The organism is Stenotrophomonas sp. YJH_SMC_32 (assembly GCF_059369975.1).
Genome location: NZ_JCAFTE010000003.1, coordinates 126,526 through 142,604 on the forward strand (window position 1 = coordinate 126,526; position 16,079 = coordinate 142,604).

Annotated in this window: 10 protein-coding genes; 4 read left to right on the forward strand and 6 right to left on the reverse strand. The window is 66.9% G+C overall.

Features of this window, described 5'->3' with window-relative positions:
• Positions 1-36: 36 nt before the first annotated feature.
• The 3 genes from AC5P7S_RS06580 to AC5P7S_RS06590 are packed head-to-tail and all read right to left on the reverse strand — an operon-like array spanning position 37 to position 5,425.
• Positions 37-1,752, reverse strand: coding sequence for an alpha-amylase family glycosyl hydrolase (locus AC5P7S_RS06580; RefSeq protein WP_095376971.1), 1,716 nt, complete (start codon positions 1,750-1,752; stop codon positions 37-39).
• Positions 1,752-3,239, reverse strand: coding sequence for an MFS transporter (locus tag AC5P7S_RS06585; protein ID WP_005415622.1), 1,488 nt, complete (start codon positions 3,237-3,239; stop codon positions 1,752-1,754). Before AC5P7S_RS06585 ends, AC5P7S_RS06580 begins: the two co-directional genes overlap by 1 nt.
• Positions 3,236-5,425, reverse strand: a complete 2,190-nt coding sequence (locus AC5P7S_RS06590) for a glucosidase family protein (protein WP_095376972.1) — start codon at positions 5,423-5,425, stop codon at positions 3,236-3,238. Before AC5P7S_RS06590 ends, AC5P7S_RS06585 begins: the two co-directional genes overlap by 4 nt.
• Before the next feature lie 237 nt (positions 5,426-5,662).
• Between AC5P7S_RS06590 and AC5P7S_RS06595 the strand changes: the two genes are divergently transcribed.
• Positions 5,663-7,714, forward strand: coding sequence for a glycoside hydrolase family 97 protein (locus AC5P7S_RS06595; RefSeq protein WP_095376973.1), 2,052 nt, complete (start codon positions 5,663-5,665; stop codon positions 7,712-7,714).
• A gap of 251 nt (positions 7,715-7,965) precedes the next feature.
• Positions 7,966-10,719, forward strand: a complete 2,754-nt coding sequence (locus AC5P7S_RS06600; RefSeq protein ID WP_095377072.1) for a TonB-dependent receptor — start codon at positions 7,966-7,968, stop codon at positions 10,717-10,719.
• Positions 10,720-10,999: 280 nt separating this feature from the next.
• On the opposite strand, the gene AC5P7S_RS06605 is transcribed toward AC5P7S_RS06600, so the two are convergent.
• Entirely contained in the window at positions 11,000-12,613 is a 1,614-nt protein-coding gene (locus tag AC5P7S_RS06605; protein WP_095376974.1) for an alpha-glucosidase family protein, read from the reverse strand.
• A 214-nt stretch (positions 12,614-12,827) separates the two neighbouring features.
• Here AC5P7S_RS06605 and AC5P7S_RS06610 point away from each other — a divergent pair, with 214 nt between their 5' ends.
• Positions 12,828-13,826, forward strand: coding sequence for a polyprenyl synthetase family protein (locus tag AC5P7S_RS06610; RefSeq protein ID WP_095376975.1), 999 nt, complete (start codon positions 12,828-12,830; stop codon positions 13,824-13,826).
• Between the two features lie 80 nt (positions 13,827-13,906).
• On the opposite strand, the gene AC5P7S_RS06615 is transcribed toward AC5P7S_RS06610, so the two are convergent.
• Positions 13,907-14,692, reverse strand: a complete 786-nt coding sequence (locus tag AC5P7S_RS06615; RefSeq protein ID WP_095376976.1) for a dienelactone hydrolase family protein — start codon at positions 14,690-14,692, stop codon at positions 13,907-13,909.
• A 133-nt stretch (positions 14,693-14,825) separates the two neighbouring features.
• Here AC5P7S_RS06615 and AC5P7S_RS06620 point away from each other — a divergent pair, with 133 nt between their 5' ends.
• Entirely contained in the window at positions 14,826-15,419 is a 594-nt protein-coding gene (locus AC5P7S_RS06620) for an SMI1/KNR4 family protein (RefSeq protein ID WP_095376977.1), read from the forward strand.
• 87 nt (positions 15,420-15,506) lie between these two features.
• Here AC5P7S_RS06620 and AC5P7S_RS06625 read toward each other — a convergent pair whose 3' ends face one another.
• Complete coding sequence (locus tag AC5P7S_RS06625) at positions 15,507-16,043, reverse strand: hypothetical protein (protein ID WP_065177914.1); 537 nt, start codon at positions 16,041-16,043, stop codon at positions 15,507-15,509.
• Positions 16,044-16,079: the final 36 nt, after the last annotated feature.

Genomic DNA, 16,079 nt, shown 5'->3' on the forward strand with positions numbered 1-16,079 from the left:
ACCATGGATTCATGAGTTGCCGGCCAGCGACCGGCACTACCGCCCCAGGCGCTGGTCCCGCGCCTTCTGGTCGGCCATCGCCTTGTCCAGTTCGGCCTGCAGTGCCGGCTGCTGCACGGTGGCGTCCAGCACATAGACCTTTACCCCATGCGCCGGCACGTCAGTCTTCAGCTGCTGCTCGACCTTCACCGTGCCGCCATCCAGCGCATCACGCCACTTGCCAGCCTGCAGGTAGCGGTCCACCTCGAAGGTGCGCGCCGCATCACCCTTGTTCAGCAGCACCAGCGCGGTCTGCGTCACGTCACCGTGCTGCAGCACGCGGAAGAACACGGCCTCATCGCCCTGCAGCCGCTCGTTCACCTGCAAGCCACGCTGCAGTGCCGGGGTCGCTTCACGCAGTTTGGCGATACGCTGCAGCGGCGCGAAGATCGGGCTCTGCGGCGCAGCGTCCACACGCGGCTGGCCGAAGTAGGCACGGTTGCCTGCGTGCTCGGCGCGGCCACGCATGAAGCCGGTCTCCGAGCCGTAATAGACCACCGGAATGCCGCGCGCGGTGAACAGCCAGTTGTGCGCGTCGATGAAGCCATTGTCGCTGGCCTGCAGGCGCGGCATGTCGTGGTTGTCGTAGAAGCTCATCAGCTCGTACGGATTGGCATACGGGCCACCGCTCAGGTGCAGCGGCTCGGCCAGGGTCTCAAAGCCCTTGCCGGCGGTGCCGAAGGTCTGCTCCAGAGCACCGCGCAACGGGAAGTCGAGCACGCTGACATTGGCGTTGGCCGGCCAGGTGTGCTCGGCAATGGTCGCCGCGTTGTAGTCGAAGGCTTCGCCGAACATGAACATGCCCGGGTGCTCGGCGCGGATGCGCTTGACGAATTCATGCCACCACGGGTGCGGCAGCCAGCCGATGGTATCGATGCGCAGCGCGTCCACGCCCTGCGCGGTCCACTGCAGGTAAGCGCCGACCAGATAGTCCATCACCGCCGGATTGTCCTGGTTGAAGTCGGACAGTTCGGCGAGGTTGCCGTCGAAGATCGAGCCGTCCTTGCTGTCGACCGGGCCGATGTTGTTGTAGAACGCGTGCAGCGGGTTGTGCTTCGGGTCCAGCTTCTGCGGTGGCAGGTTCTGGTGGTCGGCAATCAGCGTTCCGTCCTTGTCGAAGATCTGGCCGAACTGCGGTTGCCGTATCGGCATGGTCCAGGCCGGCGAACCGTGGTTGCCGACGATGTCCAGCACCACCTTCAAGCCGGCACCGTGCAGGCCCTTGGTCAGTCCGGCGAAGTCCAGGTCCCTGCTGGGCAGGTGCTCATCGAGTCTGTAGAAGTTGATGCCCCAGTAGCCGTGGTAGCCGGTCTTGCCGCGGTCGGTCAGCGTGCTGGTGCAGCTGATCGGCTTGCTGCCGGTGAAAGCTTGGTCAGGGTTGTCGACGATCGGCGTGATCCACACCGCGCCGAAACCCAGGTTGCGGATGTACTGCGCATTGTCGAGCACGCCACGGAAGTCGCCGCCGAGGTAGCCGATGTTGCCGTCCACCTTGTCCGGGCATGGCACCGGGATGTCGAAGGTGCGGTGCGCGCCACCCTGGTCGCGATGGTCATTGGATGGATCACCGTTGACGAAGCGGTCGGTGACCACGAAATACACCGCATCGCTGGCGAACGGTTCGGTGGTGCCGACGTAGTCCGGGCGCGGCGTGGCCACGGCCTGGCCGGCGAACAGGGTAAGGGAAACGGCAACAGCCAGGACACCACGCATCACACCACCTCCGGACGGGACGGAACCCGCAGCACGCACAGGCCGGCGATGAACAGGCTGCAGCCGCCCAACACCAGCACATGCATCGGCTGGCCACCCAGCCATGCGCGCAGGGCAAAGCCGAGCGCACTGGCCGCGACCAGCTGCGGGATCACGATGAAGAAATTGAAGATGCCCATGTACACGCCCATCTTCGACGCCGGCACGCTGTCGGACAGCAGTGCATACGGCAACGACAGGATCGATGCCCAGGCAAAACCCACACCCACCATCGACAGCAGCAGCCAGTGCGGGTCGCGGATGAACATCAGCGAGACCAGGCCTGCAGCGCCCAGCCACAGGTTGACCAGGTGGCTCCAACGCAGGCCGATCGCACGCACCATCGGCGGAATCAGCACTGCGGCCAGCGCGGCGAAGCCGTTGTAGGCGCCAAACAGCACGCCCACCCAGTTGGCACCTTCGTTGTAGGCCGCCGACTGTGGATCGGTCGAACCGAAGTGGGTACCGGCCACCGCAGCAGTGGTGTAGATCCACATGGCGAAAAGCGCGAACCATGAGAAGAACTGCACCCACGCCAGGCGGCGCATGGTCACCGGCATCGCGCGCAGGTCGCCGACGATGGCGGCCAGCATATGCGTGGCCGGCAACGCGCGCGCGGCCGCCAGCAGCAGGCCGTAGCCGGCGCACAGGCCTGCCAGCACGTACAGCATCCTGTCGCCTTGCCGCCAGGTGATCAGCAGCGCCAACAGCACACCCAGCCCTAGCCACAGGGTGACCCGCGTCCATGGAGCCGGGCCGTTGATCGCGGCCGCCGCGTGATGTTCCGGTGGCTCGGCATCATCGAAGGCAGCCAGTTCTGCTGGTGAATATTCGCGGGTACTGACCACCGTCCAGGTGATCGCCGCCAGCAGCACCACCGCGCCGAAGTAGAACGCATAGCGCACGGTGTCCGGCACCTCACCGGCGGCGGCCGTATTGGCGACCCCGAAGTGGGCCAGGATGAACGGCAGGAAGCTGGCGACGATGGCGCCCACACCGATGAAGAAGCTCTGCATCGCATAGCCGGCCGGACGCTGGCGTGGCGCCAGCTGGTCGCCGACGAAGGCTCGGAACGGCTCCATCGATACGTTGATCGAGGCATCGAGCACCCACAGCGTGCCGGCCGCGATCCACAGCGTCGGTGAATTCGGCATCACCAGCAGGGCCAGCGTGGTCAGCACCGCACCGATCATGAAGAACGGACGGCGCCGCCCCCAGCGCGTCCAGGTGCGATCGGACAGGTAACCGATCACCGGCTGCACCAGCAGGCCGGTCAGCGGCGCGGCGATCCACAGCCCCGGTACCGCGTCGATGTCCGCGCCCAGCGTCTCGAAAATGCGGCTGGCGTTGGCATTCTGCAGGGCGAAGCCGAACTGGATGCCGAGAAAACCGAAACACATGTTCCAGATCTGCCAGAACGACAGCTGGGGTTTGGCGGGGCGATTCATCGTGCGCCCTCTACAGCCACGGGCGCCACCGTCAGCGCCTGCACCTGCGCCTGGTTGAGCACGCCGTCGCGCCCGCCCTTGCCCCCGGTGTAGTGCGCGAAATGCTGCAGTGTGCTCATGTTGAAGCCCTCTTCAAGCGTGACCGTGCATCGGCCCTTCGGCACCGGGAACGTCGCCGAGGTCGAGTCCTGCACGGCCACGCTGTGCGGCAGGGTGACGGTGTGCCGCTGCAACGGCTGGCCCGGGCACTGCAGCACCAGCTGCTTCACCGCGGCGGTCACGCCCGTGTTGATCGGCCCATTCGCGTTGCTGTACTGCAGGCGCAGGCGCACCTGCCCCGCCTTGGCCGAGGTGAACTGCCAGCGCTCGGCACCCTTCAATCGCTGCTGCGGACCGACGCAGACCATCGGACTGTGCAGCGATTCCAATGCGCCGTCGCGCCGGGTCAGGCTCAGACAATGCTGCAGGCCATCGTCACCGATGCGTGCCAGGCCATTGCTGGCGGTGAGCGCCCGGCCGTCCTGCCACAGCACCTGGCCGGCAGCGACCTCGATGTTCCAGCCCCTGCCCTTGCGTCGCGCCTGCGGTGCGGCCGGCGTGGCCGGTGCGCGCGCATTGGCGTCGGCCGTCGTCGCCACGCTGCTCGGTGCCGCTGCGGTGGCCACCAGCTGCACGGTGGTGGTGGCACCACGCGTCTTTACCTGGCCCGCCACCAGCAGGCCATCACCCACCTGCTTCGGCCGCTCCAGCACATAGCGCTTGCCATCGGCCTCCAGGGAGATGCGGCGCTGCTTGCCGAACAGTTCGGGGACCAGCGCGGCTGGCACCTTGGGCTGCACGCGGCCGTCAGCCTGTACGCCGAATACGCCTTCGAGCACCATCGACAGATACCCGGCCACCGACCACAGCTGGCGCTCCGAATTGACCACCGGCCCGCTGAGCGCGCCTTCATCGACATGCACGGCCTGGCTGACCAGCTCGTAATTCTCCATGTTGGAACCGGCCAGCGCGGCACCCTGCATCAGCGAGCGGATCTCGGCGGCGATGCGCGGCGCATCGTCCAGCTGCCGCGCCGCACGCAGCGAGTAGGCACTGACGAACGGCCAGATCGCCCGGTTGTGATAGATCGGCTGTTGTGCTTCCTGCGGCCAGACCACCGGGCTGCCGGCTGGCCCCATCGGATACGCCGCCAGCGCACGCCGCGCGCGCTCGGGCGGCAGCACCTCGGCAAGGATGCCCAGCGAGAGGCCGAGCAGATCGACCTTGGCGTACGGCACCGGGTGCGCCGCTTCGCCGATGTAGCTCATGTACTGGCCGATATCCTCGCGCCAGAAGCGCGCATCGATCTGCTGCGCCAATGCGTCGGCCCAGGCCTTGTAATCGGCCGCGCGGGCATCGCCGTGCTGCCCGGCCAGGCGTTCGGCCAGGCGCAGTGCCTGGTAGTGCAGCACGTTGGTGGACAGTGCATAGGAATCACCGATGAAGCGCACGTCCTCGCGGGTCCAGTCCGGATAGGTCTGCTCGCGCCAGTCCAGGAACGAAGTCTCGCCACGGTACAGGCCCATCTGCGCGTCGAACACCATCGCGCGGTCCTGCGCCAGCGTGCCCTGCAGCGCCTGCCAGACCTGGTCGGCAAATGCGCGATCCTCCAGCAGCTGACGAGCCGCCAGGAACCACACCACGCGGTCGCTGCTGATCGGCCAGCTGCCACCGGAACCGGTGTCCTGCGCCACAAACAGGCCGGGCGTGTGCCCGTCGCGCGCCGCCGACAGTTTGAACTGCAGCGACTGCCGGGTGCGCTTCGGGTCCAGGCGTGCGAGCGCCAGATCGGCGGCAAAGCTGACATCGCGCGTCCACACATAGGGCCAGCGCGCGCCGGTCTGGAAGCACTCGCAGGGCACCGGCCGGCCTTCGTCGAAGGCGGGATCACGGATCGCATCCACGCGGTCCTGGTCCATCTCCTGCTGGGCCAGTGCGAACAGGGCATCGAACATCACGCTGCCGGTCTGGCTGCGCATCGGCATCGGCGCGATGCGCACCTCGCGCTTCGGCGCATGCAGCACGAAGCTGCCCTTGGCAGCGGCTTCGGCGCGCGCATGGCGGCCGTCGAATTGCAGGTCGGCCGCCTGCGCGGTCGTCCCCAGCGCTGCCCCCAGGGCAGCGGTCAGGCAAATGATCTTCAGCATCGAAGCGGCGGACCGGCTCGCGCCCGTCGGCCTCCCTCCCTCTCTGCACGCGTTGTAGGTCCGCACCGTCGTTGCCGGCGGGCGGGCGCGGCCCCTCCCTCAAGGTGCCCTGGCCCCATGGTAGACGCGGGGCTGTCGGCTGCGTCCAGTTGCATACGTATTCATGGCATCGCGCGGTAGCGCACCCGCCGCGCTGGCTTATGGTCCGGGTCTGCCAACGGCGCCTTGGGAGGGGAATTGCCGATGTCACCCACTGCTGTACGCGCGGTGTTCGCGCACATGCTGGGCCTGGCCCTGATTGGCTGGGCCACGCTGGTACAGGCCGCGCCCCAGGTGGCCAGCGTCGAATCGCCGGGCAAGGTGTTGAAGGTCAGCCTGGTGCTGGACGGCGGCACGGCCCGCTACCGGGTCGAGCGCCTGGGCGACACTGTGGTGGAGGATTCGAAGCTCGGCTTCGACCTGCGCGACGGTCGCCTGGACCGCGATTTCACCCTGTTGGGCCAGCAGCGGCACAGCGTGGATGACACTTGGGAACAGCCGTGGGGCGAACGCCGGCTCACCCGCAACCACTACAACGAGCTGACCGTGCAGCTGGCCGAAACCACCGGCAGCAAGCGCCGGCTGGATGTGGTGTTCCGCGTCTACGACGATGGCATCGGCTTCCGCTACGTGTTCCCCGAACAACCGAACCTGCACGAGGCGATCATCGATGACGAACTGACCGAGTTCGCCATCGCGCAGGATTCCACCGCCTGGTGGATCCCGGCCGGCGAGCCGATCCACTACGAGTACCTGTACCAGCGCACCCCGCTGCACGAAGTACCGCTGGTGCATACGCCGATGACCCTGCGCAGCCGCGATGGCCTGCACGTGGCGATCCACGAAGCGGCGCTGGTGGACTATGCCGGCATGTGGCTGCGCCGGACCGAGGGACAACGCCTGCGCGCGCAGCTGTCGCCCTCGGCCGAAGGCTGGAAGGCACGCCGCGCCCTGCCCTTCGCCACGCCCTGGCGCACGCTGCAGATCGCCGACCGTGCCGGCGGCCTGGTCGAATCGGACCTGATCCTCAACCTCAACGAACCCAACGCGCTGGGCGATGTGAGCTGGGTGAAGCCAGCCAAGTACCTGGGCGTGTGGTGGTCGATGCACCTGGACAACGAGAGCTGGGCGACCGGGCTGAAGCACGCGGCCACCACCGCCAAGACGAAGAAGGTGATCGATTTCGCCGCTGCACACGGCTTCCGCGGCGTGCTGGTGGAAGGCTGGAATCCGGGCTGGGACGGTAACTGGGTCGGCAATGGCTACGACTTCGATTTCACCCGTGCCACGCTCGATTTCGACATCGAAGCGCTGTCGGCGTATGGCCTGAACAAGGGCGTGCACCTGATCGGTCACCACGAAACCGGCTGCGCCATCGAACATTACGAGGCCCAGCTGGGCGCCGCGCTGGACCTCTATGCACGACTGGGCGTGGACCAGTTCAAGACCGGCTACGTCTGCGACGACGGCCAGGTCGACCGCCGCAATCCCACGGGGGGCCCACTGTGGCGCGAGTGGCATGACGGGCAGTTCATGGCCCGCCACCATCTGAAGGTGGTGCAGGAAGCCGCGCGCCGGCACCTGTCGGTGAACCCGCATGAGCCGATCAAGGATACCGGCCTGCGCCGCACCTATCCCAACTGGATCTCGCGCGAAGGCGCTCGCGGCATGGAGTACAACGCCTGGGGCCAGCCACCGAACCCGCCTGAGCACGAGGTCAACCTGGTGTTCACCCGCATGCTGGCCGGGCCGATGGATTACACCCCCGGCATCCTCAGCCTGAAGGGCCGCCACGGCCAGGCCATCCCCAGTACGTTGGCCCGCCAACTGGCGCTGTACGTGGTGCTGTACAGCCCGATCCAGATGGCCGCCGACCTGCCCGAACACTACCTGCAGCATCGCGAGGCGTTCCGTTTCATCGAGGACGTGGCGGTGGACTGGGAGCAGAGCCGCGTGCTCGATGGCGAAGTGGGTGACTACGTGACGATCGTGCGCCGCGACCGCAACAGCCGCGACTGGTTCCTCGGCAGCATCACCGACGAGCACGGCCGCGTGCTGCCGGTATCGCTGGGCTTCCTGGAACCTGGCGTGCGCTACCGCGCCGAGATCTACCGTGATGGTGAAGGCGCGGATTTCCGCAGCAGCCCGTTCGCGTTCGTTCGCGAAACCCGCGAAGTGACCAGCGCCGATGCACTGACGCTGGTGCTGGCACCAGGCGGTGGCCAGGCCATTCGCTTCACGCCGCTGTGAATGCCCGGGTAGTGCCGGCCGCTGGCCGGCAACCCGGCGAACGCGATTGCCTGCCAGCGGCCGGCACTACCGGAAGCGCTGCATGAAAGCGATTACACCCCTGCAGACGCCATTGAATACGTATGCAGGGTGATTCCCGCGAAGAATGCGCTGCCTACCATAGCGGCGACGACAGCGGCCACCGCGTCGCACGTTCACGGCGCCGCCGGAACGCTCACAAATCGATCTGCAACATTGCCTGGGAGGGGAAAATGTTGAACCACAAGCGCAGCGCGCTCAGCATCGCGCTGGCCGTTGTCCTGGCGCCGACGCTGGCGTCGGCACAGTCCACGCAGAGCACCACCACGCCGGCCGGCAACGCCGCCACCAACCTCGATACGGTGCAGGTCACCGGCATCCGCCGCGGCATCGAGAGCGCGATCGCGGTCAAGCAGGACGCCACCTCGGTGGTCGAAGCGATCTCCGCCGAAGACATCGGCAAGCTGCCCGACGTCAGCATCGCCGAGTCCATCTCGCGCCTGCCCGGCCTTGCCGCACAGCGCGTGGCGGGCCGTGCGCAGGTGATCAGCGTGCGCGGCCTGTCGCCGGACTTCGCCACCACCCTGCTCAATGGCCGCGAAGTGGTCAGCACCGGCGACAACCGTGGCGTCGAGTTCGACCAGTATCCGTCCGAACTGGTCAACGGCGTGACCGTGTACAAGACCCCGGACGCGGCGCTGGTCGGACAGGGCCTGTCGGGCACCATCGACATGCAGACCGCGCGCCCGCTCAGCTTCGGCGAGCGCGTGATCGCGGTCAGTGGCCGCTACCAGAAGAGCTCGCTGGGCCGCGCCGCCAACACCGATCCGTACGGCAACCGCTTCAGCGCCAGCTACATCGACCAGTTCCTGGACAAGACCCTGGGCATCGCCATCGGCTATGCGCACAGCGACATGCCGATCCAGGAGAATCAGGTCGGCCTGTACGAACCGTGGACCACCGAGCACACCGACAAGGGCGACCGTCCGGGCGTGGGTGCCGGCACCTACTTCTCCGATGGCATCAAGGCGCTGCGCCGCACCGGCAACAACAAGCGCGACGGCGTGATGGCCACGATCCAGTTCCGGCCGAACAACAGCTGGACCAGCACCTTCGATGCATTCCACACCGAAGCCGAGCAGATCGACACCGCCAACCAGTTCGAGCTGAACCTCAGCAACTACAACGGCAACTACACCCCGGGCCTGCTGGTCAGCAACCCGCAGGTCAACGCCAATGGTTCGTTCACCGGTGGCACCGCCAGCGGCGTGTACCCGCTGGTACGCGGCATGTACAACAAGCGCAAGGACAAGATCGACGCGTTCGGCTGGAACAACGAGTTCAATTTCAGTGGCGTCAAGCTGGTCGCCGACCTGAACTACTCCAAGGCCACGCGCGACGAGCTGAACCTGGAAAACAACCTGCAGCTGACCCCGATGCCGCAGCTGGATACGGTCGGCGTGTCGATCCGCCAGGACGGCTTCTCGCAGATCAGCCCGGGGCTGAACTATTCCAACCCCGACGCCCTGTTCCTGACCAACACCATCTACGGTTCCGGCTACGGCAAGGTGCCGAAGGTGGAAGACCGCCTGAAGGGTGGCAAGCTGGCCGCCACCATTGCCCTGCCCGATGCCGTCGCATCGTGGGCGCCGGACATCGACATCGGCGTGAACTACGCCGACCGCCGCAAGGTGAAGACCCAGTCCGAAGGCAACATCCTGCTGGGTGCGCAGGGCGACGCCAACATCGCCTCGGACCTGCAGTACCGCCCGGTCAACCTGGGCTTCGCCGGCCTCGGCACCATCCCGGCCTGGAACGTGCCCGCTGCGGTGGGCCGCTACATGACCTTCAACCCGGTCGACAACCTGGACTACCTGATTCCCAAGTCGTGGACGGTACGGGAGAAGATCACCACCGCCTGGGCGCGCCTGAACATCAACGCCGACATCGGTGACGTCGGCGTACGCGGCAACATCGGCGTGCAGATGCAGCACACCGACCAGAGTTCGGATTCGCGCTACTGGGACAGCTCGCAGTCGGCCGGCAACAACGTGCAGCCGTACTCGAACGGCCGCACCTACAACGATTGGCTGCCGAGCCTGAACCTGGCCTTCCTGTTCCCTCACCAGCAGACGCTGCGCTTCGCCGCTGCAAAGCAGGTCGCACGCCCGCGCGTGGACCAGATGCGCGCCGGCCTGGAGTTCGGCGTGGACACCGGCACCGGCCGCCCCGGCGGCAGCGGCGGCAATCCGCTGCTGGACCCGTGGCGTGCCACCGCGCTGGACCTGTCCTACGAGAAGTACTTCGGCGAGAAGGCCTACGTGGCTGCCGCGATCTTCTACAAGGACCTGAAGAGCTACGTCTACACCCAGTCGGTCGACAACTACGACTTCACCGAACTGCTTCGCAACTACGTTCCTCAGCAAGGTGCGGCGCCGGTTCAGTACACCGGCACCTTCTCCGCCCCGCAGAACGGCAAGGGCGGCACGCTGAAGGGCCTGGAACTGACCGCATCGTTCCCGCTGGAGATGCTGACCGACAGCCTGCGTGGCTTCGGTGTGCAGGCCAGCGCGACCTTCAACAAGAGCGACATCACCATCCTGGACCCGGAGAGCGCCTCCAGCGTGGGCAGTGATCCGATCAGCCTGCCGGGCCTGTCCAAGCGCGTGTACAACTTCACCGCCTACTACGAGCGCAGCGGCTTCGAAGCACGCGTCAGCCAGCGCCGGCGTTCGGACTTCATCGGCGAGATCGGCAACTTCAACGGCAACCGCAGCCTGCGCTACGTTGTCGGCGAGAACGTGACCGATGCGCAGGTCAGCTACACCTTCAGCGACAGCAGTGCCCTGCGTGGCCTGACCCTGCTTCTGCAGGGCAGCAACCTGACCAACGAGCCGTACCGCACCTACGCCGGCAGCAAGGACCGCCCGCTGGAGTACATCGAGTGGGGCCGCACCTATATGCTGGGCGTGAACTACAAGTTCTGATCACGGCCGGGTCGTGCCGGCCGCTGGCTGGCACCCCATGGAATGCCCGCTGCGCAGGTAGCGGGCTTTCTTTTGCGCGGATGCCGGCCGTTGGTCGGCAAGGACCATCCACGCATGGCGTGGATCTACTGAACGAGCGAGGCGACCTTCGCACGGCACGATGTCAACGGGTCGGTAGATCCACGCCATGCGTGGATGCCGTTCTCTGGAACTCCACCCACAAAAAAGGGACGGGGCGCTTCGGCCCCGTCCCCGCAAGTACCGCCACCGGAGAAAACGGTCAGCTGCGTCGGGCGCAATACACCGCGCGCGGCGGCAGCTGGAGTTCGTTGCCCTGCACCGTGCCCGCATCCGGGCCCGGTACCGCCACCTGCTGCCAGTTGCCCGGCGGCAGCGGATGGGTCACCGCCTCGGCCGACAGGTTGAAGGCCAGCAGGAGGGTTTCATCTGCAAGCATACGCTCGAACAGCAGCACTGGCTCGGCGCTCTCGATGAATCGGATGCTGCCATGCAATAGGGCCGGCTGGGTATGCCGCCAGGCCAGGAAGACCCGGAATGCGGCCAGGACCGAGAGCGGATCGCGCTCCTGCACGGCCACCGCCGCCGCCCGGTGCTCGGCCGGAATCGGCAGCCAGGGCTGGCCGCTGGTGAAGCCGGCCAGCGGTGCATCGGTCCACGGCAGCGGGGTGCGGCAGCCATCACGGCCCTTGAAGTTCGGCCAGAAGGTGATGCCGTAGGGGTCCTGCAGGGCCTCGAATGGCACCTCGGCCTCGGCCAGGCCGAGCTCCTCGCCCTGGTACAGGCAGACCGAACCGCGCAGCGAGCACAGCATCGCCACCAGCATCCGCGCCAGGCGCGGGTCAGCCGGGTGGCCGCCCCAGCGGCTGACCGCCCGCTCCACGTCGTGATTGGACACCGCCCAGCACGGCCAGCCTTCGGTCATCGCCGCTTCCAGCCGCGAGACCGTGTCGCGGATGTAGGCCGCGCTGTAGTCATCCACCAGCAGCTCGAAGCTGTAGCCCATGTGCAGGCGGCCTTCGCGGGTGTACTCGGCGGTGGTCGCCAGCGAGTCCTCCGAGGAGATCTCGCCCAGGCTGACCGCGCCCGGATACTGATCCAGCAGCGCGCGCAGGCGCTCCAGGAACGGCAGGTTCTCCGGCTGGGTGTTGTTGTAGTAGTGGTACTGGTAGGCGTACGGGTTGTCCGGGCTGAAGCCGCGCCCCACCCGCTTCTCCGCCGGCTTGGGCGGGTTGTCACGCAGCTGCGCGTCGTGGAAGCAGAAGTTGATCGCATCCAGGCGGAAGCCATCCACGCCGCGATCGAGCCAGAAACGTACATTGTCCAGGGTGGCCTGCTGCACGTCCGGGTGGTGGAAGTTCAGGTCCGGCTGGTCGACCAGGAAGTTGTGCAGGTAGTACTGCTCGCGGCGCGGCTCCCATTGCCAGGCACAGCCGCCGAACAGTGACAGCCAGTTGTTGGGCGGGGTGCCGTCCTCGCGCGGGTCGGCCCAGACGTACCAGTCCGCCTTCGGATTGCTGCGGTCCTGGCGGCTCTCGCGGAACCAGGCATGCTCGATCGAGGTATGGCTCAGCACCTGGTCGATCATCACCTTCAGGCCCAGGCCGTGGGCCTTGGCCAGCAGGCGGTCGAAGTCGTCCAGGCTGCCGAACAGCGGGTCGACGTCGCGGTAGTCGGCGATGTCGTAGCCGAAGTCGGCCATGGGGGACTTGAAGAACGGCGAGATCCAGATCGCATCCACGCCCAGCGCGGCAATGTGGTCCAGGCGCTCGATGATGCCCGGCAGGTCGCCCACCCCATCGCCGTTGGCATCGAGGAAACTGCGCGGGTAGATCTGGTAGATGACGGCTCCGCGCCACCATGGATAGTGCGACATCGACAGCCCCCCTCCGGGCATGCGGGACCCGCCGGCAGCGGGCCGAAATCCTGATCCGGCAAGCTTAGCGGTGGCCTCGCGGGCATGGCGCAACCTGCATACGTATTCACGCGAAGGGCCGCGCAGGCCGGGCTGGAATTGCCGCTCGGGCCGGTTTGCGCCCGAATTCACGGCCAGCGCCTATAATCGATGGTGAGCCTGAAAGCCTGATCGCATGACCATCACCGAAGACACCCGTCCCGCCCTGGGCCTGCCCCAGATCCAGTCGCTTGCCGCGGCCGACATGGCCGCCGTCGACGCCCTGATCCGGCGCCGGCTGTCCTCGGACGTCGTGCTGATCAACCAGATCGCCGACCACATCATTTCCGCCGGCGGCAAGCGCCTGCGCCCGATGCTGGTGATGCTGGCCGGCCACGCGGTCGGCCAGGCCGGCCCGGAGCACCACCAGCTGGCGGCGATCATCGAGTTCATCCACACCTCTACCCTGCTGCACGACGACGTGGTGGACGAGTCCAGCCTGCGGCGTGGCCGCAGCACCGCCAACGCGCTGTGGGGCAACGCGCCCAGCGTGCTGGTGGGCGACTTCCTGTACTCGCGCAGCTTCCAGCTGATGGTCGAGCTGGAGCGCATGCCGGTGATGCAGATCCTGGCCGATGCCACCAACCGCATCGCCGAGGGTGAAGTGCTGCAGCTGCTGCACGTGCACAACCCGGATACCGACGAAGCCGCCTACCTGCGCGTGATCGAGCGCAAGACCGCGGTGCTGTTCGCCGCCGGCACCCGCCTGGGCGCGCTGGCCAGCGGCGTGGATGAGGCGACCCAGCAGGCCCTGTTCGACTACGGCATGCACCTGGGCTACGCATTCCAGATCGCCGACGACGTGCTGGACTACTCGGCCAACGCCGAGGAGCTGGGCAAGAACCTGGGCGACGACCTCGCCGAGGGCAAGGCCACGTTGCCGCTGATCCACGCGATGGCCCACTCCGACGACGCCACCCGCGAGCGCCTGCGCACCATCGTGCAGGACGGTGATGCCTCGGCAATGCCGGAGGTGCTGGCTGCGATCAGCGCCACCGGCGGCCTGGAGTACAGCCGCCGCCGTGCCGAAGAATACGCCGAAGCCGCCGAGCGTGCGCTCGACGGCCTGGGCGACAATGACGCCGTGGCTGCCCTGCGCGGCCTGGCCCGCTACGCGGTGCAGCGCTCGCATTGATGGAGGCGTGCCGACCAACGGTCGGCACCCACCAAACCGGCATTCCGGTGGGTGCCGACCGTTGGTCGGCACGCCGTTTATTACCGGAAGCGTTCCTCGAAAAACTCATCCAGCGCCTTCCACGCGCGCTTTGCCGCCCGCTCGTTGTACTGGCAGCCCGGCGGGCTGTTGGCGTCGCGCTCGGCGAAGCAGTGCACCGCACCGCTGTAGTTGGTGAACTCCCAATCGACCTTCGCCGCGTCCATTTCCTTCTGGAAAGCGGCGATGTCCTCGGCGGTCACGCTCTTGTCATCGGCCCCATTGAGCACCAGCACGGACGGATGGGTGCCACCGGCCTGCGCCGGCAAGGGCGAACCCAACCCACCGTGCAGGCTGACCACACCGGCCAGCGGCGCACCGGCGCGGGCCAGCTCCAGCACCGTGGTGCCACCGAAACAGAAACCGACCGCACCGATCCGGCTGGCATCCAGCGGCACCTTGCCGGCCTGCGCCTTGAGCACGTTCACCGCTTCCAGTGCACGCGCACGAAGCAGCGGCCGGTCATTGCGCAGCTTGCTGGCCACCGGCCCCGCCTCCGCATCACTCTTCGGCCGCACGTCCTTGCCATAGACATCGGCCACCAGCACCACGTAGTCATCACCGGCCAGCTGCTTGGCCTTCTCGATGGCCGACTCGTTCACACCCTTCCAGTTCGGCACCATCACCAGGCCCGGGCGCTTGTCGTGCCCACCATCGTCATAGACCAGCACGCCACTGAAGGTCGTGCCCTGGTGCCTCCACTCCACCGGCTGCGTCTTCATCGCCGCCCACGCCGGCATCGCCGCCAGCCCCAGCATCATCGCCACACCGCATCGCCAACGATTCATGCGCCTGCTCCGCAAGAAAAAGGGGACGGAGGGGATTAAGCCGTATTCGCCCCTCCCGCGTCGCATTCTGCATTGGCGGCGTGACGCAAGTGTGGTTGGATACGACTTAATCCCCTCCGTCCCCTTTTTTCGCATGAATCTTGTTGATCGCTTTCTGTCTGGCCTGATCCCGCGTTTGCCTGCCGAGGATGCCCCGCAGTGGGCACATGTCCAGGGCGCCAGCGCCGAGGACCTGCAGCGCCTGCGTGTGCAGTGGCCGCAGGTGCCGGGCAGCCTGGTGGAACTCCTATCGCGCGTGGATGGCACCCACTACCGGGAGTACCCCGGCGGCAAGGTCTGCGTACTGATGCTGGGCTCGGACGTGGAGGACGGTGGCTACCCGTACTACCTGCGCTCGGTCGCGCAGATCTTCGAGGACCAGCAGCAGTGGGACGACAGCATCCGTTCCATCTACGAAGAGTGGCTGGATGACGAGCCGGAGATCCTGGGTAAAGGCATCGACGGTGATCTGCCGATGAGCAGGCGCCTGTGCTTCTCGCACTGCATGAACAACGGCGGCACCTCGATGCTGTACCTGGATTTCGATCCGGCACCGGGTGGCACCGTCGGCCAGGTGGTGCGCTACCTGCACGATCCGGACAGCTATGCAGTCATTGCGCCGAGCTTCGATGCGTACCTGCAGCAGCTCATTGACGGCGGTTACGCGTTCATCGACGAAGACGAATGAAGGCCGCCGAGCGTGGGCTCGGCGCTACAGTAGAGCCACGCCATGCGTGGATGAATTTCCCCGCAGGTTGCCGGCCAGCGGCCGGCACTACCCACGCTCGATCCAGTGCAACGTGCCCGGCTCGAATGCCAGCAGATCCGACGCCGCCAGATGCGCGCGCGACCAGCGCCGTTCCGGCGGCTTCGGCTGCCGGGCACCCACCGAACCGTCATAGTCGCGCACCAGCAGGCCGATGCGCGCGGCCCCAGCCTGCAACAGCGCGTCGATACGCTGCAACCACTGGCCGGCATCGTCCAGGGCTTCATCGCGGCGTGCCTGCTGATCCTGTTCATGCCGCGCCAACTGCGCCGCCAACGCGCGCGCGATCTTCGCTTCGCTCCAGCCCTTCCTGCGCCAGCGTTCGGCATCATCGCCGTTCCACTCACGAACCGCCTGCGCCGAGGCCAGCGACGTGCCGCAATCGCAGTGCGCGGCACTCAGCCACGGCTGCCAATCCGGGCCCACCGCTGACTGCAGGCTGGGCGAATCCTGCGCAAACAGGCGCCGGCCACTGCGCTGCATGATCGCGGCGGCTTCAACGTGCGATAAGGATGCGGGCAGGAACAGGGTAATGAAGGTGCACATGCGGCTATCCGGGTCCGTCCGGGGATGCGCCCCATG